The organism is Tannerella sp., assembly GCF_052170195.1.
In the GTDB taxonomy this organism is placed as follows: Bacteria; Bacteroidota; Bacteroidia; order Bacteroidales; family Tannerellaceae; genus Tannerella.
In genome coordinates this window covers 1-21,360 of the sequence record NZ_JBQNAZ010000044.1, presented here as the reverse complement: position 1 = coordinate 21,360, position 21,360 = coordinate 1, and the positions used below count along the sequence as shown (strand labels likewise).

15 protein-coding genes and 1 pseudogene are annotated in these 21,360 nt (G+C 49.7%); 7 read left to right on the top strand and 9 right to left on the bottom strand.

Annotated features, from left to right (window positions below; all coding sequences use genetic code 11):
* Positions 1-250 precede the first annotated feature (250 nt).
* The 3 genes from ACTTKA_RS10245 to ACTTKA_RS10235 all read left to right on the top strand — a co-directional run bounded on the left by ACTTKA_RS10245 (position 251) and on the right by ACTTKA_RS10235 (position 6,574).
* Positions 251-2,545: an ATP-dependent helicase gene (locus ACTTKA_RS10245; RefSeq protein ID WP_442724962.1), complete on the top strand. Its 2,295-nt coding sequence runs from the start codon at positions 251-253 to the stop codon at positions 2,543-2,545.
* Positions 2,546-2,549: 4 nt separating this feature from the next.
* Entirely contained in the window at positions 2,550-3,686 is a 1,137-nt protein-coding gene (gene nspC / locus ACTTKA_RS10240; protein ID WP_442724961.1) for a carboxynorspermidine decarboxylase, read from the top strand.
* A gap of 686 nt (positions 3,687-4,372) precedes the next feature.
* Positions 4,373-6,574: a sodium-translocating pyrophosphatase gene (locus tag ACTTKA_RS10235; RefSeq protein ID WP_442724960.1), complete on the top strand. Its 2,202-nt coding sequence runs from the start codon at positions 4,373-4,375 to the stop codon at positions 6,572-6,574.
* Between the two features lie 148 nt (positions 6,575-6,722).
* On the opposite strand, the gene ACTTKA_RS10230 is transcribed toward ACTTKA_RS10235, so the two are convergent.
* The 7 genes from ACTTKA_RS10230 to ACTTKA_RS10200 all read right to left on the bottom strand — a co-directional run bounded on the left by ACTTKA_RS10230 (position 6,723) and on the right by ACTTKA_RS10200 (position 15,987).
* Entirely contained in the window at positions 6,723-7,247 is a 525-nt protein-coding gene (locus tag ACTTKA_RS10230; protein ID WP_060828637.1) for a ferritin, read from the bottom strand.
* A gap of 390 nt (positions 7,248-7,637) precedes the next feature.
* Positions 7,638-8,777: a vWA domain-containing protein gene (locus ACTTKA_RS10225; protein ID WP_442724959.1), complete on the bottom strand. Its 1,140-nt coding sequence runs from the start codon at positions 8,775-8,777 to the stop codon at positions 7,638-7,640.
* Positions 8,770-11,007, bottom strand: a complete 2,238-nt coding sequence (locus ACTTKA_RS10220; RefSeq protein ID WP_442724958.1) for a DUF5682 family protein — start codon at positions 11,005-11,007, stop codon at positions 8,770-8,772. The genes ACTTKA_RS10225 and ACTTKA_RS10220 overlap by 8 nt, the downstream gene beginning before the upstream one ends.
* A 12-nt stretch (positions 11,008-11,019) precedes the next feature.
* Positions 11,020-12,102, bottom strand: coding sequence for an ATP-binding protein (locus ACTTKA_RS10215; RefSeq protein ID WP_442714437.1), 1,083 nt, complete (start codon positions 12,100-12,102; stop codon positions 11,020-11,022).
* A complete protein-coding gene (locus tag ACTTKA_RS10210) occupies positions 12,099-13,559 on the bottom strand; it encodes a DUF5691 domain-containing protein (protein ID WP_442724957.1) in 1,461 nt (486 codons plus the stop codon). The genes ACTTKA_RS10215 and ACTTKA_RS10210 overlap by 4 nt, the downstream gene beginning before the upstream one ends.
* Complete coding sequence (locus ACTTKA_RS10205) at positions 13,543-14,874, bottom strand: SWIM zinc finger family protein (protein ID WP_442724956.1); 1,332 nt, start codon at positions 14,872-14,874, stop codon at positions 13,543-13,545. Before ACTTKA_RS10205 ends, ACTTKA_RS10210 begins: the two co-directional genes overlap by 17 nt.
* A 45-nt stretch (positions 14,875-14,919) precedes the next feature.
* Positions 14,920-15,987: a threonine aldolase family protein gene (locus tag ACTTKA_RS10200; protein ID WP_442724955.1), complete on the bottom strand. Its 1,068-nt coding sequence runs from the start codon at positions 15,985-15,987 to the stop codon at positions 14,920-14,922.
* Between the two features lie 124 nt (positions 15,988-16,111).
* Between ACTTKA_RS10200 and ACTTKA_RS10195 the strand changes: the two genes are divergently transcribed.
* The 4 genes from ACTTKA_RS10195 to ACTTKA_RS10180 all read left to right on the top strand — a co-directional run bounded on the left by ACTTKA_RS10195 (position 16,112) and on the right by ACTTKA_RS10180 (position 19,080).
* Positions 16,112-16,474 carry a YbaN family protein gene (locus ACTTKA_RS10195; protein WP_442724954.1) on the top strand — a complete coding sequence of 121 codons (363 nt, stop codon included), beginning with the start codon at positions 16,112-16,114 and terminating at the stop codon, positions 16,472-16,474.
* A gap of 6 nt (positions 16,475-16,480) precedes the next feature.
* The gene (locus tag ACTTKA_RS10190; RefSeq protein ID WP_442724953.1) at positions 16,481-17,491 is read left to right on the top strand and encodes a M28 family metallopeptidase; all 1,011 of its coding nucleotides are present in this window, start codon (positions 16,481-16,483) and stop codon (positions 17,489-17,491) included.
* A 109-nt stretch (positions 17,492-17,600) separates the two neighbouring features.
* On the top strand, positions 17,601-18,362 hold the full coding sequence (locus tag ACTTKA_RS10185; protein ID WP_442724952.1) for a hypothetical protein: 762 nt from the start codon (positions 17,601-17,603) through the stop codon (positions 18,360-18,362).
* Between the two features lie 31 nt (positions 18,363-18,393).
* Positions 18,394-19,080, top strand: a complete 687-nt coding sequence (locus ACTTKA_RS10180; RefSeq protein ID WP_442724951.1) for a nitroreductase family protein — start codon at positions 18,394-18,396, stop codon at positions 19,078-19,080.
* Positions 19,081-19,158: 78 nt separating this feature from the next.
* On the opposite strand, the gene ACTTKA_RS10175 is transcribed toward ACTTKA_RS10180, so the two are convergent.
* Together ACTTKA_RS10175 and ACTTKA_RS10170 are read right to left on the bottom strand one after the other, a co-directional pair.
* Entirely contained in the window at positions 19,159-20,814 is a 1,656-nt protein-coding gene (locus ACTTKA_RS10175) for an AMP-binding protein (protein ID WP_442724950.1), read from the bottom strand.
* Between the two features lie 115 nt (positions 20,815-20,929).
* Positions 20,930-21,253: pseudogene (locus ACTTKA_RS10170) on the bottom strand (L-rhamnose mutarotase).
* Positions 21,254-21,360 lie beyond the last annotated feature (107 nt).

Below are 21,360 nucleotides of genomic sequence, written 5' to 3'. Positions count from 1 at the left end.
TCGATACGTTCCGGACGTATCGAAATATCTCTCCGAACCACCCGAAATCAGGTTCTGAACCGGTCATAATTTATTTCCGAACAGTATTAAATATCCCTCCGGACGTACCCAAATACCCCTCGGAATATACCTGAATACCGTGCCTCGCAAGCAGGAGAGGATTCGGGCGATACGACGCCCCAGCCGGGGCGATCATGGTTTTTGCCGGAAATACTATATCTTTGCATGCCGAATAGCAAAAGCAACGAAGGTGAACCATTCCATATTAGACGAGTTAAATGATAATCAGCGCGAAATCGTGTTGTACTGCGACGGTCCGGCCATGGTAGTAGCGGGCGCGGGCTCGGGCAAGACGCGCGTCCTGACGTACAAAATCATTCATCTGCTTAAACAGGGACTGGCCCCTTACAGCATTCTGGCGCTTACGTTTACGAACAAGGCCGCCCGCGAGATGAAACACCGTATCGCTACGCTCACGGACGAGTCGCTGGGGCGTCGGCTGAGCATGGGTACGTTTCATTCCATCTTCTACCGTATCTTGCGCCGCGAGGCCGAAGCGATCGGTTACCGGCCGGATTTCACGATCTACGACGCGTCCGACTCGAAGAACCTGATCCGCAGCATCATCAAAGAGATGCAGCTCGACGAGAAGACCTACCGTCCGGGCATGGTGCAAAGCCGCATCTCGAACGCGAAGAACAGGCTCATCACCAGCGAGGCGTACGAACGAAACAGGGAGCTGATCGAATACGATACGAAGTCGAAAGTTCCCATGCTGCACGAGATTTACAGGCGCTACCAGAGCCGCTGCTATCAGGCCGGCGTGATGGATTTCGACGAGTTGTTGCTACAGACGAATCTGCTGTTTCGCGACCATCGGCAGGTGCTGGAAAAATATCAGGAACTGTTCCGCTATGTGCTGGTAGACGAGTATCAGGATACGAATTTCGCGCAACACCTGATCGTGACGCGTCTGTGCGAGAAACACCGGCGCATCTGCGTAGTCGGCGACGATGCCCAGAGCATCTACTCGTTTCGCGGAGCCAACATCGATAATATGCTGCGCTTCAAAGATCAGTACCCCGACTATCGCCTGTTCAAATTGGAACGGAACTATCGTTCGACGCAAAACATCGTCAATGCGGCCAACAGCCTTATCCGCAAAAATAAAGGGCAAATTCCCAAGCATGTCTACTCCGAAAACGAGCCGGGCAGCAAAATACGCGTCCTTTCGGCATATTCGGACTATGAAGAAGGGTATCTGATCGCTTCGCAGATTCTCGAACTGCGGATGAACGAACGGAGCTCCTACGCCCATTTTGCCGTGCTCTACCGCACCAATGCGCAGTCGCGTATCCTTGAAGAAGCACTCCGGAAAAGAAATATCGCCTATAAAATTTACGGCGGACAGTCGTTTTACCAGCGCAAGGAAATCAAAGACCTGATCGCCTACTTCCGGGCCATCGTCAACCCGCACGACGAGGAAGCGCTCAAACGGATCATCAACTATCCGGCGCGAGGCATCGGCGACGCGACGGTCGGCAAATTGCTCAGCGCCGCCGACCGGCATCAGGTCAGTGTCTGGACAGCGCTTTCGCAGCCGGCCGATTACTCTGTCCCCATCCACGAAGGAACGGCACGCAAGCTCCGTGAATTTCAAACCCTGATGGAAGAGCTGATGACGGAATCGACCCGTCTGCCGGCCAAAGAGATGGCGGAACTTACCATCAAACGAAGCGGTATCGCGGCGCAACTTTTCCAAGACCGCTCGGTCGAAGGCATCAGCCGGCAGGAAAATATGCAGGAGCTGCTGAAGGCGATTCATGAATTTTGCGAGAACAAACGCGAAGAAGGGAACGAACGCGTGTCGCTGGCCGACTTCCTGATGGAGGTCTCCCTGCTCACCGATCAGGACAGCGATAAAGAAGATGATACCGACAAAGTCACCCTGATGACCGTTCACGCGGCCAAAGGGTTAGAGTTCGACCACGTGATTATCGCGGGCATGGAGGAGAATCTTTTTCCCTCGTCGATGGCCATGGACAGCCTGCGCGCCATTGAAGAAGAGCGGCGGCTGTTTTATGTGGCCATCACGCGTGCCAAACGCCATTGTATCATTACCTGCGCCAAGAGCCGTTTCCGCAACGGACAGCACCAGACCAGCTCGCCCAGCCATTTTCTGGACGATATCGACCCGACGTATCTGCATCGGCCGGACGATTCGGGCATGATCCGCCAGCCGATCGACCCGCAACGATACGAACCGGCCTGTTCCCGCGCATCTTACTCCCCGCAGCCCACACGAAGCACGTCCTCTCCCTCACGCCTTAAGCGTATCGAGCACAAGGAGGCAGAGACCGTAAAACAAGTTGAATCATTGAACGGCCTGCACGTGGGCGATACGATCCGGCACGAACGCTTCGGGAAAGGAAAAATCGTGTCGCTGGAAGGAGAAGGAGGCGACGCCAAGGCAACGGTACATTTCGATTATTCGGGCAGCCGCACGCTGCTTTTAAAATATGCCAAAATAACGGTTATCAAATAAAACAATGGATATACAAACCATCCCTTCGCCGTGTTACGTCATCGAAGAATCGCTCTTACGACGTAACCTGACGCTCATCAAAGACGTGAAAGAACGCGCCGGAATCGAAATCATTATGGCGCTGAAAGCGTTTGCTATGTGGAAAGTTTTTCCCATCGTACGCGAATATATTGCGTATGCCACCGCCAGCTCCGTGTACGAAGCCCGGTTAGTTTACGAAGAGCTGGGCACTCCGGCACATACGTACTCGCCGGCCTACACGGAAGCCGACTTCCCGCATCTGTTGAAATGCAGCAGTCATATCACGTTCAATTCGTTATCACAGTTCGAGCGATTTTACCCGATGGTCGTTGCCGACGGCCGTCGCATCTCGTGCGGGTTACGCATCAACCCCGAATATTCGGATGTCGCTACGGATCTGTATAATCCCTGCGCGCCGGGCTCGAGAATGGGTATCACCTCCGACAAACTGCCCGACCAACTTCCCGAAGGTGTCGAAGGACTTCATTTTCATACGCTCTGCGAATCGTCCGCGCAAGATCTGGCAAACACGTTGCAGGCTGTCGAACAGCGCTTCGGCCGATGGTTGTCGCAAGTCCGCTGGTTGAATATGGGCGGAGGCCATCTGATGACCCGCAAAGGGTATGATATCGACTTCCTTCTCCGACTATTAAACGAGTTTAAAGCCAAGTATCCGCACTTGCAGATCATCATGGAGCCGGGCAGCGCCTTCTTTTGGCAAACGGGATTTCTGCGGACAACAGTCGTCGACCTCGTCGAAAACAACGGCATCGAAACGGCCGTTATCGACGCGTCGTTCACGTGCCACATGCCCGACTGTCTCGAAATGCCCTATAAACCGGCCGTTCGCCATGCGACGGACGCCGTTCCGGGCAAACCGACGTACCGTATCGGCGGATGTAGCTGTCTGAGCGGCGATTTTATGGGCGACTGGTCGTTCGACCGGCCGTTGCATATCGGCGACCCGCTGATCTTCGAAGACATGATTCATTATACGACCGTCAAAACGACGATGTTCAACGGCATTCAGCATCCTTCGCTGGCCATACTCCGCGAAGACGGTACACTCGATATGCTGCGCGCTTTTACCTACGAAGATTACAAGAGCCGGATGTCGTAACAATATATTGAACTATCCTTTTTTACCCCTATATAAGGGTATGCCGGAACGCAATGCTTGGACACCCTTCTTTTGGTGTGTAAGAATGGGTGAAAAACAAGGCGCTAAGGATGAGAGCGAGGGAGCATACTAACGTATGTGACCGAGTTCGCATTCCGAAAGCAACGAAGCAGTTCGCCTGTTATGACACACCGCTTTATACGTTTTCTCCCCTCCTGCTCTACCCTGCTTAAACCCGGATTCCGCGATAGAAGAAATAAGAATGAATTTAATTCAGGCTTTCAGCCCTTTCGGACAATGGTTATGCAGGGTTATCCGAACGCGAATTTCGCAAATGGGCGCGAATGGACGCGAATAACCGCCTTTGTCATTCCGAACGCAGAGGGACATCCCCCCCTCCCCCCCTTCAAAGGGGGGAAAGAGCGGAAGCGGAGCGTTGGGGAAAAAGCAATATTCCCGTTGGGAGGGCTGTAAGTCTGACGTAACCATTGTCGTACATTCGCACGTCCATTATTAATGGTAAACGCCAAACAGGGTATCGCGTAATGTGGGTTAAACCGCCCCCCTCGAAAACCCCACAAAGGGCAGAAATGTAAATATCCCTTATTTTTAACACATAATATTTGCATTTACAAGAGAGCAATTTATATATTTGTGAAATTTAATTTACATTAATATCATAAATCATGGAAACTCTATTTTGGTTTGTCCCTCTGGCCTCCGTATTAGCGCTTCTGTTTGCCGGTCTTTTCTACAAACAAATGCGCAAAGCCAGCGAAGGAACGGAAACGATGCGGGAGATCGCCGCACATGTACGAAAAGGAGCAATGGCTTACCTTAAACAACAGTACAAAGTCGTAACAGTGGTTTTCATTGTTCTCGCTCTATTCTTCGCCATATTGGCGTATGGTTTTAATGTGCAGAACCCCTGGGTGCCTTTTGCCTTTCTTACCGGCGGATTTTTTTCCGGTCTGGCGGGATTTATCGGCATGAAAACGGCGACATACGCCTCGGCCCGGACGGCTAATGCAGCCCGTAATTCACTGAACGAAGGGCTGAAGCTCGCATTCCGGTCGGGAGCGGTGATGGGGTTGGTCGTAGTCGGCCTCGGACTGCTGGACATCTCGCTCTGGTATCTGGTTCTTGATTATTTTATCGACACCACCGGCGCACAGAAGTTGGTGATCATCACCACGACGATGCTGACCTTCGGCATGGGTGCATCGACACAGGCGCTGTTTGCCCGTGTGGGCGGAGGCATTTACACCAAAGCGGCCGATGTGGGCGCTGATCTGGTGGGCAAGGTCGAAGCGGGTATCCCCGAAGATGACCCGCGCAACCCGGCGACGATCGCCGATAACGTAGGCGATAACGTGGGCGATGTGGCCGGTATGGGCGCCGACTTATACGAATCGTACTGCGGCTCGATCCTTGCAACGGCCGCACTCGGAGCATCGGCGTTTTACGACGGTGCAGACCTGCAGGCGAAAGCCGTACTTGCTCCGATGCTGATCGCCGCCGCCGGTATTTTGCTCTCGATTGTCGGTATTTATACGGTCCGGACGAAGGAGGGAGCAGGCATGCAGCAGTTGCTCAAATCGCTCGGCACAGGAGTAAACCTGAGCTCGGTACTGATTGCCGTAGCTGCTTTCGGCATTTTGTATCTGCTGCAAATGCCCAACTGGTTCGGAATTTCGTGCTCAGTCGTTGTAGGATTGATCGCCGGGGTGATTATCGGACAGTCGACCGAGTATTATACGTCTCACTCGCATAAGCCGACGCAATCGATTGCTCACAGTTCGAACTCAGGCCCGGCCACCGTCATCATTTCGGGCTTGGGCATCGGCATGGTTTCGACGGCGATCCCCGTCCTCACCATCACCTGCGCCATTATTCTGGCTTTTCTCTGCGCCACGGGCTTCGATACGGCCAATCTGCTGACGGCCGCGAACCTCAGCCTGGGACTCTATGGCATCGGCATTGCCGCCGTCGGGATGTTATCGACCTTGGGTATTACGCTGGCAACCGACGCTTACGGACCTATCGCCGACAATGCGGGAGGAAATGCCGAGATGAGCAAACTCGAACCGCATGTGCGCCAACGTACCGACGTGCTCGATGCGCTCGGTAATACGACGGCGGCAACAGGCAAAGGATTCGCGATCGGATCGGCAGCACTGACGGCACTGGCCTTGCTGGCTTCGTATATCGAGGAGGTGAAGATGGGATTGCAGCATATCGGCACGACGACGATCGATATCGCCGGACGCACGGTAGAAGTAACACGCGCGACCATCCTCGACTTTATGGCGTATTATCAGGTCGATCTGATGAACCCGAAAGTCCTGATCGGAGTCTTTATCGGTTCGATGATGGCCTTCCTCTTCTGCGGCCTGACGATGAACGCGGTCGGTCGTGCGGCTCGCAAGATGGTGGAAGAAGTACGGCGTCAGTTCAGTGAGATCAAAGGCATCCTGACCGGAGAGGCAACGCCCGACTATGCGCGTTGCGTGGCGATTTCGACACAGGGGGCACAGCGTGAGATGCTGTTCCCGTCGATATTGGCTATTATCGCACCGGTACTTGTCGGAATCATCTTCGGAGTAGCCGGTGTCATGGGATTGTTAATAGGCGGATTGGGTACCGGATTTGTGCTGGCCGTTTTCATGGCTAACGCGGGCGGCGCCTGGGACAATGCCAAGAAATACATCGAGGAAGGTCATTACGGAGGCAAAGGATCCGAGGCGCATAAAGCGACGGTAGTAGGCGATACGGTAGGCGATCCGTTCAAGGATACATCGGGGCCATCGCTGAATATTCTGATCAAACTGATGTCGATGGTAGCGATTGTCATGGCAGGTCTTACGGTAGCTTTCAGCCTTTTGTAACGGCATTTTAGCGATTCGCATTTCACCCATTCTTACATGTCTGAAGAGGGTGTGCCCAAACATTGCGTTTAGACACACCCTCTTTTTTCTGCCGGCAAGAGCATTTCTTTACGCTCTCCGTCGGATTGACTTATTCACAGACGAAACCTTATTCTCCCGATTTTGTGAGGGGAGCAGCCGTTTTATACGTACGTCCCGACAGTTCCTTATCGAGCATATACAGTCCGTATCCGTTGTCTTTTATCATCTTCAGGTTATTGATGATATCCAGAGCCGTTTCCTCTTCTTCTACCTGCTCGTCGATAAACCACTTCAGCATGCTTTGGGTAGCATAATCGGATTCTTGCAGCGCCAAGGTATACAAGTCGTTGATCAGCCCGGTCACGATCCGCTCATGTTTCAACGTTTCCTCAAAAGAGTCCAGCAGCGAATCCCATTTCGTCGGAACTTTCTCGATCGGTTTGAGGGTAACGCTTCCGCCGCGCGAGATGACATAGTTAAACAGAATCATGGCGTGATCCTGCTCTTCTTTGAATTGTACCTGATACCAGTTGGCGACTCCGTTATATCCGTTGTCGTAGCAATAAGCCGACATGGACAAATACAAATAGGCCGACCATAATTCGGCATTGATTTGATCGTTGATTGCCGTTTCAATTTTTTTGTTAAACATAATCGTCATTTAATTTGGGTGAATATTTTAAAAGATCAGTAGCCCAAAGATAAGGAATATATTGCAATAAACATGTTAAAAAAACAATAAAATCGATTCTCCTGTGTGCCGCATGTATGGCTGTCATGATATACGACGACTTTTTCCGGGCTGCGCACCGGAACTTCCGATAGGCAGAAAGACGAAACTTTCAAAGAATGGTTCCGCCGTCGATATGGAGCCTAAAATGAAGTCCCGGACGATCGGCCGCTTTAGGACAGAGGAGCATGCGGGTCACGAAAATCTCAAAATAATCCATCACGGCACATATAACAAGGAGATATAAACGACGAGATTTCGCCTCCGGACACCGAAAGATGATTTCTGTCATGTTTCTTAAGCATTGGTTTATCACATCTTTATATGCTGCGAAGCCCATAGTGTGATATCCTGTTTATTCAGTGCCGCCGCCATGAGTTCGGGGAATTTGTCGGGCGTGCATGCGAATGTCGGTACGCCGATCTCGGCGAGGAAACGAGCATTATCTTTATCATACGAAGGGGCTCCATCGTCATTCAATGCAGGCAGGACGATAAGCTGTACTCCCCTATTAACAAGAGAGACAAACGTTTTGCGCATCTCCTTCTCGTCTCCTCCTTCATACAAGTCTGTGACGAGCACCATGACCGTCTCTTCGGGACGGGTAATGAGCTCACAACAATAGGCCAACGCCTGATGAATATCAGTTCCGCCACCCAGCTGTACACCGAAGAGCAAATCAACGGGGTCTTGCAGTTCGTCAGTCAGATCAACTACAGCCGTATCGAAAACGACCATGCGCGTAGAAACCGAAGGGATGGAGGCAAGTACCGATCCAAATATCCCGGAATAAATAACAGAGGTACCCATCGACCCACTCTGATCGAGGCAAAGGATGATGTCTTTCAGGGCACGTCGCTTACGGCCGAAGCCAATACGTACTTCCGGTATAATGGTCCGGTAGTCCGGTTGGTAATGTTTGAGATTTTTCTCTATCGTGACCCTCCAGTCTATCTCGTTGTGTCGTGGGTTACGACGACGCGAGCTGCGGTTCAAGGCGCCGGTCACAGCCTGTTGCATCGGAGAGGAAAGTTTTTGAAGCAGTTCTTCTACGACTTTTCGTACCACCTGACGAGCGATTTCTTTGTTCTTTTCGGGAATAGCACGGCTCAAGCTCATCAGAGTGGCAACCAAATGCACATCGGGCACCACATGCTGTAGCATCTCTTTCTCAGTCAGGAGCGACGTGAGGTTGAGCCTCCGGATCGCATCTTTTTGAATTACCTGTACCACACTCTGCGGAAAAAACTCGCGTATGTCACCTAACCAGCGGCTGACCTTCGGTGCTGAAGCGCCTAATCCGCCTCTCCGCTCATGATCGCCATAAACGGCTTCGAGTGAGCGATCAATCTTCATATCCATCTCCGAGAGCGATAAACCGGTACCGTCATATTCGCGACCTAACACCAGCCGCCAGCGTCTTACCGTTTCTTCGTCGTTCGTCTTATTCATTATTTTTGATTCCGATTAATTTCCAAATCAGCGGAATGACTTTCTCCGCCTCCATCGGATTAAAATTCACATCATCCGACATACCGTCGGTATTTTTGTCCGTCCCATATTGAGCCTTTTCGCCGATTTTGCGGCGTTCGGCCGGTGTAAAGTCTCCACAAGTACGTCGGAGAATGGGTAATAGCGTCATAAAATCGTCTGCATGCAGAGAGGCCATCCATGTATTGATCAGTTTCCAGAAATCTTCGTCGATAAGCAATATCGTGCCCGAGGATTTCAGAAAACCTTCAAACCAAAACGCCATATCGGACGGCGTGTTGCCTACCGAAGCATAATAACGAAGTACGCGTTGCATATCATCGGCCGAAAGGAGCTCCCGATCACGTAATAACCGCGCAGTATAGCCCGACAGCAAGGGATGAGTATGTACTGAGCTGTTGATTTTCCGAACGGTTTCGATCCACATCATCGTCAGTTCCTCATCATTCGCCGTGGCCAGCGCATAATCGACCGAACTGAGCTGTTCCCATATCTCGCCGGCTGCTTCCTCGTCGATATGCATGCAGAGCAATACTCCGCCGGCCATGATACGCGCCAGCAACGCATGCAGCATCTTTTCGACCGATGAATAGTCGAGCCTGCGGACATTACCGTAGTGTACGATGTGAACAAGTCCGGGCACGGCTTTCATCATCTGCATGATGTCCGTCGTAACGGCCGAAAGAGCATCCAATTGTTCCGTCATTGCAGTAACCAGATCGGGCAGATCGGCGGGGATGACTTTTTCGAGCATCTCCGTCAGTTCGGCTATCCCGTTTATCTGTCCGGCTCTGTGGTGCACGTACTTGACGGTCGCTTCGGCCAATGTATTGCCCCATATCGCACGCTCGATAACAGTCAGGATATGTTCCGGCTTGTAATAACTGCTCCAGTTTTCTTTAAAAGTACCTTTCCCGCTACTTTCTTCCGGCGTGATCATGTCGATACCCAGCAGAGCCAGCCGATGAAAAAATATACTCTTAGCCAGATCGTTCGGTTCGCGCAGGTCGAGCGTGATCTTTTTCACTTCGGTATTTGCGGGGATACGAAACTTTTTCATCTGTCGTTCCACATCGAGTACAAGAGGCACTTTCGGGACATGGTCCGGCACCTCTCCCATACGGTTCCCGACGGTCAACTCGTGACGTATCAGTCGCAAGAGCGTATCGTCGCCAAAGCCCATCACCGTCGTGACGGCATCGTTGAAGTCGGAGAGCGAGGGATGCGCTTCGTTTCGCAGGGCGGCTGTAGCATTTGCAAGCCGGACGGTCTCGATGACATGTGCCACCGATACATCCATCCCGTTTTTCCTCAGTAAGGCGGCTATGTGGGATACCCACAGGGTACCGTCGTCAGCAGGATTGAACCACAGATGTTCATACCATCCCGGCGAGGTGATGCCGGCGCCATAGCCGCTGTAAAGCGAAAGACGGTCGTACGTCCACGGAATCCATGTGCAGTCCACCTTGATTTTCGATAAGCCTTTGAGTCGCTCGTTGTCTTCTTTCACTTTGGGCATGATGACCAAAGCCGGCACGTGCCAGGCTCCACATACAACGGCAATCTTTTCATGCCCTTCTTTCTCGGCAGTACGTATCATTTTCCGCATCCACGCTTCGCGTAACAAATTACGCTCTTTTCGCTCCGGCAGATGTTCACGCAATGCCGTTATGGCTTCCTCTACAGCTTCAAAAATACCGGTTGCATTGCGACGGCTCTCGATTTCAACGTCCCACCACTGCTCTCCATCGTCATATCCTGCAATACGGGCATAATGGTCGAACGGATCATGTGTATCGATTGCTTCGTCTACGTTGTGCTGTTCCCCCTCATCCGTTTCCGCTACTTTCTCTTCGTGTTGTTTCGTTTTGTCGACTGCCAACGCATAGATGAGCGGCAGGTCGAAGAAGCGTATCGGGATATGTTGCTCCGTGGCATACCGTAAAGTTTGCCATTCGGGCGAGAATTCGGCAAAAGGATAAAAAACAGCCGTCTGAGGATCATCAGGGCAATAGGCAAGCAGAGCAACGGGCGGCTTCATCGCTTGGTCTGCGATATACGAAAGCAACGGTTCCGCTTCGGGCGGCCCTTCAAGCAGGATCAGATCGGGGTGGAAATGGTGTAACGCATGTACCACGTTTCTACAAGATCCCGGTCCATGATGGCGAATACCTAAAAAACGGATTTCCATAACAGCCGCATTCTATTCACCCCAATCTCTGGCCGCACGGTAAATATCTTTCCAGCCATCGCGCGTCTTGAGCACCGTTTCCATGTACTCGTTCCAGACAACCTTGTCCTGTACTGGGTCTTTAACAACGGCTCCGATGATACCCGAAACAAGATCGGAAGCATTAATCCGGCCGTCGCCGAAATATCCGGAAAGAGCGAGTCCATTGTTCATGACCGATATAGCTTCGGCAGTGCTGAGTGTGCCGCTCGGTGTTTTAAGCTTCGTCTTGCCGTCTTCGGTCACTCCGGCACGCAGTTCGCGGAAGATGGTGACGATACGGCGGATTTCTTCCAAAGCAGGCTTCTCGGCCGGCAGTTCCATAACTTTTTCGAAGCTCTCCACGCGACGACGCACAATGTCGATTTCTTCGTCAATCGTAGCGGGAAGTGGTAAAATAACCGTATTAAAGCGTCGTTTCAAAGCGCTTGACAAGTCGTTCACGCCCTTGTCGCGGTTATTGGCCGTAGCAATCACGTTAAATCCCCGGATCGCCTGTACTTCGGTATCCAGCTCGGGGATCGGCATGCTTTTCTCCGAGAGAATCGTGATCAGTGTATCCTGCACATCGGAACCGATACGCGTCAACTCCTCGACACGTGCAATTTTACCTTCGCGCATGGCACGCATCACAGGTGTCTGTACCATGGCCGCCTCGGTCGGCCCTTCGGCCAGCAGCTTGGCATAATTCCAGCCATAGCGGATCGACTCCTCTCCTGTTCCTGCCGTTCCTTGCACAATCATGGTCGAATCGCCGGAGATGGCGGCAGCCAGATGCTCGCTGACCCAACTTTTAGCCGTTCCGGGCAATCCGTAAAGCAATAAGGCGCGATCGGTCACGAGAGTAGCCACAGCAATCTCCATCAGACGCCGTTGCCCGATATACTTGGGCGACACCTCAAACCCATCGCTAAGTTTGCCACCCATCAAGTAAGTAACGACCGACTGAGGAGACATTGCCCAGTTCTCCGGTATTTTCTGTGTCTCATTTTTCTTCAGTGCAGCCAATTCTTCAGCGAATTGTTGTTCTGCATGTTGTCTTAATAATGTATTCATTTTTCCAATTCATTTTTTATTTCCATATATTGTCTGATTCTCCGGCAGTATTCGGCACGTCCGTGAGCATCGTCAGCATATTTCTGTTCCAACGCAAGGAGATGACGTTTCATTTCGGGAGGTATATGGAACGCCAGTAACTCCGAAGTTTCCTTGTCCTGATAAAAGAAGCGGGCCCCCAAGATCATTTTCAGGACATGCGTCGAGAAATTGACTCCCCATGGTTCACCGGCCCCTCCGAACCATGACCGGTCAGGGTGTATTCCCTCGACCGAGGTATTGTTGAAATTTAGTTGCTCGCGTTGTGCAGGTGTCAGCAAAGGGATGTAGGCATAATTGATCTGCGATGTTTTTTGCGACAATATGAACGCCCACTCCCTGTCGTTGAACCTCAGCACCGGACGCGAGACTGTGAAATATTTCGCAAACGGCGGATTTTCCCGTAATCGTTCGGCGGCTTTCGCGCGGTCACAATCGAACAGTTCGCACCAGAAAGCGAGTGGCACACTTTCGCATAGCTGCCTCAAAATATAATCACTGTCCGACTCACCTTTATTATGGCTGATCTCGGCGATGCCGTACTTTTTCAATTCTTCGGAATACTCGATTGCAGTGACAGACCATCCGAAAAAACGACGATAGCGAAGATGTTCTTTCAATGTGTCCCAATAGAAACGAACCACCTGCGATTCCGGCAACCTCTGCAAAAGCGATAAGGCTGTATTTCTGACCGTTTCACTGCGATCGGCCTTATATGCTTCGGTGATAAAGACCTCGTCGGCAACGGAGAGACGAACTTCGAAGCATTCGAGTAGCTCGGCACGATGTTGAGCCGATTCGTTCTTCCACTCGCCGCACAACATTTCGAGCGCTTTCTGCGGATCACGCAAACGGATATCGCGGAGCAATGCTCTTCGTTGGGCATGGGTCGACGTGTCCCATGGTAATTCCTTTTCCTCTTCCAGACATTGCAACCCTTGCCGCTGCAAATACCAATTTCCACGGTTTCCGATCAATTGCGAAAGCCTCTTTTTTTCTTCGTAAGCGTTGGGGTTCCCTTTTTCGAAAGCATGCGACAGCATATCCGGCAAGCAGCCGGGCGGAAGAAGTTGGTTTTGACGGATCGTACAGTCGTATCCGTAGAGCAACAGGCTGATGTTGTTGTTTTGCAGCAGATCACTGAGTAGACGCGCCTTCGCGACCGATAAATAAGCCTTCTCTTCAGGCAATGCTTCAGGCAACGCTTGGACTTCCGGCCTTGAAACCGGCTCCGCACCACTCCGACAGCAGGTAAAAAGTGCCGCTGCTATTTTGTAAAAACCATCTTCCGTATCATTTTGCGAAGCCTTGATTTTTTCGAGCGTAACGTGCAAAAAAGGCGGTATATCGGAAGGCAACAGCTCCTTTCCTGTCGTACCCAGCAGTCCGAAATGGATCAAATCATTCGTCATCTTCATTGTCAAGTATATGATAATGCTGTTCTACCCATATAGTTTTAATGTTCCAGCGTTTTGCGTCGGCAAAGAGGAAAGCGGAAAAGGGTTTACCTCCCGTAATGAGAAGGAGTTGCGCACGGGCTTTTTCGGTAAGATATAGCGGAACCGTGTGCTTGTCCGCATCCATTGCGTGAAGTTCATTCCCCTGTTGGGTAAGGCGCAAATGAGCTATGATAACAGGCATCTTCGTCACGAACGGATTACGTGTAACGGTTTCACGAAACATTGCCATAACTTCCGCGACGGAAACACACGCTCGCGGAGCAAAAATATCTTGTGACACCGTATGTTGTTTAAATAATACCCGCTGCGACGAAACACCCGGATAAAAATACATATCTGCCGAAATAAAGCTTCCCGGAAGCAACGTAACTTCAGGGACGACACCGGGCGCAAGGAATTGAAGATAAAGCGCATAATACCCTGAAAATTTGCCATACAGCCAATGATACTGCACCGTGATCTTATCTTGCTTCTCCTCGCGAACGTACAACACCATCCACGTATCGGTTACGGGAGATCCGGACAGTATCTCTTCCTTTGCCTGCGTAAAACCGATCAGGCTTTTTATTTCTTCCTGCCATTCGGGAGTCAGTGTATCAATATTTTTATAACTTTCCGCCAGCAAATAAATGCGACTCAACGCATCGGTGAGATCATACTTCCAGACTTCAGTTTCAAAGTCGATCCTCATCAGTTCGGAGACCATGGCAGCCAGTCCGGGGGCTTGTGCGTCGATCAGACGTCGCCTCATTTCGGGGGCAAGCGTATAAATCTTTTCGGGCATGTTGAGTAAACCGTTACGAAGGATGTCTTTCAAACGTATCTGCAACTCTTCGACACCGTCGTTCACTTTGCGGAGGCGTTCGTTTACCCTGCGCTGCCGGGCTTTTTCGTCTACAGGTTTATTTGCTTTTTCCTGTGCACGTTTCTCTTTTTTCTCGGCGTTTTCGCTTCGTTTCTCAAGCCATGTCTTTACCCATTCAGGCTCATCCGTTCGATGAAACAGTTCGGGATGTGATGCATGGAGCAGCAACAGTCCCAGGCCATGTTTGCAGGGGAATTTACGACTCGGACACGAGCATTTGAACGCAATGTTTTGTAAATCTATCTGTGTCTGGTACGGGTTTTTACCACTACCCTGGCAATGTCCCCACAACGCCCGTTCGCTATACTCGCGAAGAACCCATTTAGCCGGTGAGGCAAGCCCTTTCCCCGCTTTTTCGGAAGCCGCATCAGGTGCGAGTTTGATAATCTGTTCTTCAGTCAGATGCATTGATGATCAATGATAGTAATGCTGTCTATAATTTTGTTGTCCGGTTTACCGATTGCTCCTGTCACAACCGACAGAGGTATGGAGATGCTTCAGATCCTCTATCAATGCTTTCACATCTTCTTCGCGTGTTGCCCAGCTTGTGCAGAAACGTACAGCGGTATGGTGAATATCGACTTTTGTCCAATATTCAAACGCGTATTTCTCCGACAACGAGGCGATTTGTATATCGTTCAAAACAGGAAACTGCTGATTGGTGGGCGAAGAATACAGGAACGAAATTCCTTTCGCCTCGAAAGCGTCGCGTATTTTCATGGCCATGCGAACGGCATGACGCGAGATATCGAAATACAGTCCATCTTCGAATAAGGTTTCAAACTGAATGCCCAGTAATCTTCCTTTGGCAAGCATAGCGCCCTGTCGCTTCATCAGATAACGGAAGTCTTGCTTAAGTGTATCGGCAAGAATGACTACCGCTTCACCGAAGAGTGCGCCTACTTTCGTTCCACCGATATAAAATACATCGCACAATCGGGCCATATCTGTTAGCGTGAGATCGTTTGTTTCGGCTTCGAGGCCATATCCAAGACGTGCTCCGTCGATAAAAAAAGGTATTCCGTAACGACGGCAAACCTCGCTCAGACGCTGTATTTCTTCCTTATAATATAACGTACCACATTCGGTGGGTTGTGAGATATACACCATTCCGGGCTGTACCGTATGTTCGCGGTTGGCATCATTCCGATGAGCGAGAACGGCTTCTTCCACTTGTGCGGCTGACAGTTTACCGTCGAAAGCCGGTAAAGCAAGCACTTTATGTCCGGTAGCTTCGACAGCCCCTGTCTCATGCACGTTAATATGCCCCGAATCGGCCGAGATAACCCCCTGATGCGGACGCAAGACAGAAGCTATAACGGTTGTATTGGTCTGTGTTCCTCCCACAAGAAAATGAATCTCCGCCTGATGATCACCGCAGAGACGACGAATGATTTGCCGTGCATGCTCGCAATGTCTGTCGTCGCCATATCCTTTTGTCTGTTCAAAGTTTGTTTGCACGAGGCGCTCCAGAATTTTAGGGTGCGCTCCTTCGGCATAATCACATTCAAACCGTATCATGTATATTCCATTTGTTTGTAGTACAAAAGTAATGATTATCTTGTAAGTCGTATGTTTTTTTCTGTCAACTCATAAAAAAAGCATTATCTTTGCGGTGCTGTCAGAGTCGGCAAGTATGCAAGCAATGAGAATTTTCTGGATCGTATTAGGAAGTATCAGTCTGGCATTGGGGATTATCGGGATATTTGTTCCGTTGTTACCGACTACACCTTTTCTCCTACTTTCGGCAGCAACCTATTTCAGAGGATCACCCCGCCTTTACAGTTGGTTGCTTCATCATAAATATTTCGGAAGTTATATTCGTAACATTCGCGAAAAGCGTGCCATTCCGCTACGCGCAAAGATTCTCTCCATTACGATTATGTGGCTTACGATTGGCCACTGTGTTCTGCTGATGGGTATTCCCGTTTGGTTGCGGATTGTCCTGACAGCCATCGCTGTCGGCGTTACCATTCATATTCTTTCGTATAAAACACTAAAACATTAATTTTTTATGACACAGTTTCTGAAATTCATCATCACAGGAAGCGCTTTATGTCTTTGCTACATCACCCGCGCACAAGACACACCTCAACAAAAAGGTTTACAGACAATCAACCGTGCAACTGCCGAGGCACATATCGGTTTTCTGGCAGATGATGCGCTGCGCGGGCGCGAAGCCGGAAGTCAGGAAGGCCGTGTAGCCGGCGTGTATCTGGCCTCTTATCTTCAAACATTGGGACTAAAACCTCTGTTCGACTCATATTACCAGCCCTTCGAGGTTTATCGCGCCGAGCGTCAGCAGAAAAAACCTTTTCAGGTGCATCCCGACTCCGTCGCGATGCTTCGCAAAGGGGTACATCAGAAACTTGCCATGCGCAATGTGCTTGCCCGGATTGAGGGTAAGCGTCGCGACGAAATCGTAATCATCGGCGCACATTACGATCATCTGGGTTACGATCCGCATTTGGACGGCGATCAGATTTATAACGGTGCAGATGATAACGCGTCGGGCGTTGCCGCGCTTTTACAGATAGCGCGTGCTTTTTTAGCTACCGGTGTGCAACCGGAACGAACCGTCATTTTCGCGCTATGGGACGGCGAGGAAAAAGGATTGCTCGGCTCAGCCTATTTTACGCAGACCTTTGCCGATCTGGGCAAGGTGAAAGGTTATTTGAATTTCGACATGATCGGGCGCAACACGAACGAAGCTGAGCCGGAACATGTCGTATATTTCTATACCGCCGCTCACCCTGTTTTCGGCGACTGGCTGAAAAACGACATCGCGACTTACGGGTTAAAACTCAAACCCGACTATCGCGCATGGGATAAGCCACTCGGAGGAAGCGATAATTCATCCTTTGCCGAACATGATATTCCTGTGATTTGGTACCATACCGACGGACATCCCGATTATCATCAACCGTCTGACCATACGGAAAAAATCAATTGGGAAAAAACCGTTGATATTACGAAAGCGGCCTTTCTCAATCTCTGGAATCTTGCTAACGAGTCGGATTTTTGATGTAATACGTACCATGAAATCCTTTCGTTTATTTATTCTGTCTGTTAAATGATGTGATTTATAATTTTTGTTATCTTTGCCCCCATAATACCCAAAGTAAGTAATCATCATGAAACAATTCAGTAAATCCGTTCAGTCTATCTATTCCGTTTTTAATTGGGAAAAGAAAAATGCCGAACATGCGAAAAATGCATCTGTAAGAAAAACAAGCCCAATCTTTCGGAACGCAGGTTTTACCTTATCGGCAGTCATAGTCTTTCTGCTGTTATCTTCTTTTCAGCAGATGCCCTCCTCCACTCCATTCGATGAAGAAGACAAAATGATGTCCGAACCGTTTGTTCAGGATCAAACGCCTGCCGGAGAAGATATGACACTTCTGGCCGAAGGACACGGAAAAGCGTTTTATCTCCGTTTGGACGCACCTCCCGGCGATGACGATTTTATCGGTCAATATACTTTATACGTGAAGCATACGCCCGATGGTTCTCTGACCCCTCTGTTTCAAACTTCGCCTTTTGGAAAACAGGGAACTAAATTAAAAATCAAAAAGGGAGATAAATATGTAGAGGAAGGAATCGAAGCCATCGAAGAAATAATACTCTTATCGGATTCGAAAATCTTAATCAGCGGATGTCCCGATGCCCGAAATATTTATTCTTATATTTATGATCTGCCAACAGGAAAGATCGTTTTTCTCGATGTTTACAGCGGATATGTCGATACCGTCGAAGAAGATGGACGTCCCTTAATCAAGATGTCCACATACGCCTATCGCCCGAACGGAGGCGGACGCTATGGGATCTACGTTTATTTCGATATGGACGGCAACAAAATCCGTCAGGAGAATGCTCCCGACGATGAAGATTATTAATCTTATATTTTATCACCAAATATATATTGACATGAAGACGTTCAAACATTACGCAAGCTGCCTTTTCGCGGCAACCCTCTTCTTTACAGGATGCCAAAACAGTAACGGCACAGGCACAACGGATCAAGCGACGACCGCGACAGACTCTCTCACGGTCGATAAGGATACAGACAATCCGGTGCTCCGTACCATCATGGAGCGTCGAAGCATCCGCAAGTATAAAACGGTTCCCGTACCGCGCGAAAAGATGGACATCATCCTGCGCTGCGGCATCAACGCTCCCAGCGCCATGAATGGACAACCGTGGGAAGTACGTGTAGTAGATAATACCGAATTTATCGACGGTATTACGAAAGTCTTTGTCGAATCCGCCAAGGACGATGAGCGCATGTTGAAAATGGTGCAGGATCCTGAGTTTAAAAATATGTTCCGCAATGCTCCCGCCGTTATCTTTGTAGCCGGAAAAGACGGCGAAGGAAAATTCGACTGCGGTTTATTAAGCGAAAACATCATGTTGGCGGCTTATGCCATGGGTTTAGGTACCTGCTGTCTCGGTAGCCCGATACGTTTCATGAAAAGCGATGTTGCCGCCGACTATATGAAGCGTCTCGACTTTTCTGAGGGTTACGAACTTTTTTACGCTATTGCGATCGGTTATCCCGACGAATCGCCCGAAGCCAAACCGCGCGACGCTTCCAAAGTCCGCTATGTAGAATAAAAACTTGCACTATGTAATAAACGGCCCCTCTGATCTTTCAATGTATCAGGTTGGGCCGTTTTTTTTGACAACATAAAATTATGTCTTCTCCTGATAGAGGTAACGCTTGATGCTCTGCTTGGGCGTCTTCTCAAAAGCTTCGGTACGCAGCCGGAACTCCTCTATTTTGCAGTATTTCGGAATATGCTCGTTGAGCGTTGTCAGATTCTCCTTCATCACCGCGTTGAGTTCTTCGTCCGTCAGCCCGTTTTTCGCCACCAGCTCATTGTCCGGATAAATCAACGCGGCTAATTTGTCGCCATAACTCACAATAAGCGACTCACCTACATAAGGCAGGTTATTTAAAACACTTTCAATCTCTTCAGGGTAAATATTCTGCCCGTTCGAACTGAGAATCATCGTCTTGCTTCGTCCGCGGATAAAGAGAAAACCGTCTTTGTCCATCATGCCGAGGTCGCCCGTAAGCATCCATCCGTCGGCAGCCATTACTTCGGACGTGGCAGCCGGGTTTTTATAATAGCCAAGCATGACGTTTGTTCCGCGCACCATGATCTCGCCCGCGACATTTTCAGGATCAGGCGAATCGATTTTCACTTCCATCCGGTCAACAATCCGCCCGACGGAACCTTCCTTATACGTATCCCATTGCTCGTACGAAATCAGCGGGCCACACTCCGTCATACCGTATCCGACCGTGTACCGGAACCCGATGAGACGAAGAAAAGCTTCTACTTCCTTATTGATCGCCGCTCCTCCGATCACCACCTCGGTAAATTCACCTCCGAAAGTGGCATTCAGTTGAGCTAAAATTTTCCGACGGATCATCTGTTTCACGATCGGCAACTTATAAAGAAATTTCATTTTAGGCTGTTCCAGAACCGGAAAGATTTTATTTCGCACAATCTTTTCGATAATCAGCGGCACGGTGATAATTAATCGCGGCTTAACCGCCGAGAAACTGTCGATAATGATTTTCGGGCTGGGAATGCGCGGCAGGAAATGAATATGGCAGCCTTTATTGATGCCGTTCAGGATTTCAAAAGCCAGTCCGTACATGTGCGCCATGGGAAGCATGCACACGAAATGGTCGCCCGAGCGCACGAAAGGCAAATTGTCTGCCGCGTACTTCGTGTTACTCCACAAACTGCGGTAAGGCAGCATGACGCCCTTGGAGAAACCTGTCGTACCCGATGTATAATTAAGTACCGCCAATTCTTCCGGTTCTTCCACATGAAAACGTATCTCATCGGCCGAAAACGAAGGATGCTGCTTGCTGAAAATAGCCTTCATCTGTTCGCGCACCTTCATCACTTCCGGACGTTTGCTACGAATCACCGACCAGTCTTCGAGCGACAAAATCAACTCGACATCCGCGATGGCATGCTCGTTAAGTACTTCCCAGTTTTGTTTGGCGGCAAGCAAAACCTTGGCCTCCGAGTGATTGACAATATGATGAACGTTTTCGGGCTTGAAGTCGTGCAAAACAGGGGTCGCCACCGCACCGTATGAAAGAATACCGAAAAAACTAATCACCCACCGCGACGAATTACGTCCGATGAGCGCTACCCTGTCGCCCTTACGGATGCCGGCTTGTTCCAGCAAAATATGCAGTTGATAAATCTCGGCGGCAATGTCTTTGTAGTAAAATGTTTCGCCCTGATAATCGGTCAATGCGGGCAATTCCCAATGAACCTTGAGACTGCCTTCGATAAGTTCTAGAAAACGATTTTTCATATCTGTGTTTTTTTATTTATTCTGCTTTATTTAGCCATACAAAGGTAGCATAAATCCATGTTTTATGTAAATATCACATAAAGAAAATAAAAACCCGCAAAACAGTCAAGAAAAGTTAATCCGTATGAAATACTTCTTCCATTACGGCCCACCATTCGCCGTCGGCGCGTGTGTCGAGCGGTTGTTGGCAGGGTTCGCAGAATGTCCACCATTTTTGGGTGACCGGATCGGCTGCCATTTTCTTCATATCGGCCTCGTAATTCGTTCCCACATATTCGTAGTAACTGAACAGCAGCCCGTCTTTGTAATAAATTGAATAGTTGCGGATATTTCATTCACAAATAGTTTGTAAAACCTCCGGCCACACTGCCGCATGTAATTTTTTGTATTCTTCCAGTTTTTCCGGCCTTACGCCGATGATACTTCCGTAACGTTTCATAGCAATCTGATCTTAATTATCGTACGAGAGACAAAAGTAACGCTTCTCCGAAAAAACTGAACCACTATGGATTGAAAATCCATAGGTTCGATTTCGACTAAAAGTCG

Coding starts and splice junctions, on each gene's coding strand:
- ACTTKA_RS10190 (WP_442724953.1), top strand. CDS start 16,481: ATGACACAGTTTCTGAAATTCATCATCACAGGAAGCGCTTTATGTCTT.
- ACTTKA_RS10230 (WP_060828637.1), bottom strand. CDS start 7,247: ATGTTTAACAAAAAAATTGAAACGGCAATCAACGATCAAATCAATGCC.
- ACTTKA_RS10205 (WP_442724956.1), bottom strand. CDS start 14,874: ATGCATCTGACTGAAGAACAGATTATCAAACTCGCACCTGATGCGGCT.
- ACTTKA_RS10175 (WP_442724950.1), bottom strand. CDS start 20,814: ATGAAAAATCGTTTTCTAGAACTTATCGAAGGCAGTCTCAAGGTTCAT.
- ACTTKA_RS10200 (WP_442724955.1), bottom strand. CDS start 15,987: ATGATACGGTTTGAATGTGATTATGCCGAAGGAGCGCACCCTAAAATT.
- nspC (WP_442724961.1), top strand. CDS start 2,550: ATGGATATACAAACCATCCCTTCGCCGTGTTACGTCATCGAAGAATCG.
- ACTTKA_RS10195 (WP_442724954.1), top strand. CDS start 16,112: ATGAGAATTTTCTGGATCGTATTAGGAAGTATCAGTCTGGCATTGGGG.
- ACTTKA_RS10180 (WP_442724951.1), top strand. CDS start 18,394: ATGAAGACGTTCAAACATTACGCAAGCTGCCTTTTCGCGGCAACCCTC.
- ACTTKA_RS10220 (WP_442724958.1), bottom strand. CDS start 11,007: ATGGAAATCCGTTTTTTAGGTATTCGCCATCATGGACCGGGATCTTGT.
- ACTTKA_RS10225 (WP_442724959.1), bottom strand. CDS start 8,777: ATGAATAAGACGAACGACGAAGAAACGGTAAGACGCTGGCGGCTGGTG.
- ACTTKA_RS10215 (WP_442714437.1), bottom strand. CDS start 12,102: ATGAATACATTATTAAGACAACATGCAGAACAACAATTCGCTGAAGAA.
- ACTTKA_RS10185 (WP_442724952.1), top strand. CDS start 17,601: ATGAAACAATTCAGTAAATCCGTTCAGTCTATCTATTCCGTTTTTAAT.
- ACTTKA_RS10235 (WP_442724960.1), top strand. CDS start 4,373: ATGGAAACTCTATTTTGGTTTGTCCCTCTGGCCTCCGTATTAGCGCTT.
- ACTTKA_RS10210 (WP_442724957.1), bottom strand. CDS start 13,559: ATGAAGATGACGAATGATTTGATCCATTTCGGACTGCTGGGTACGACA.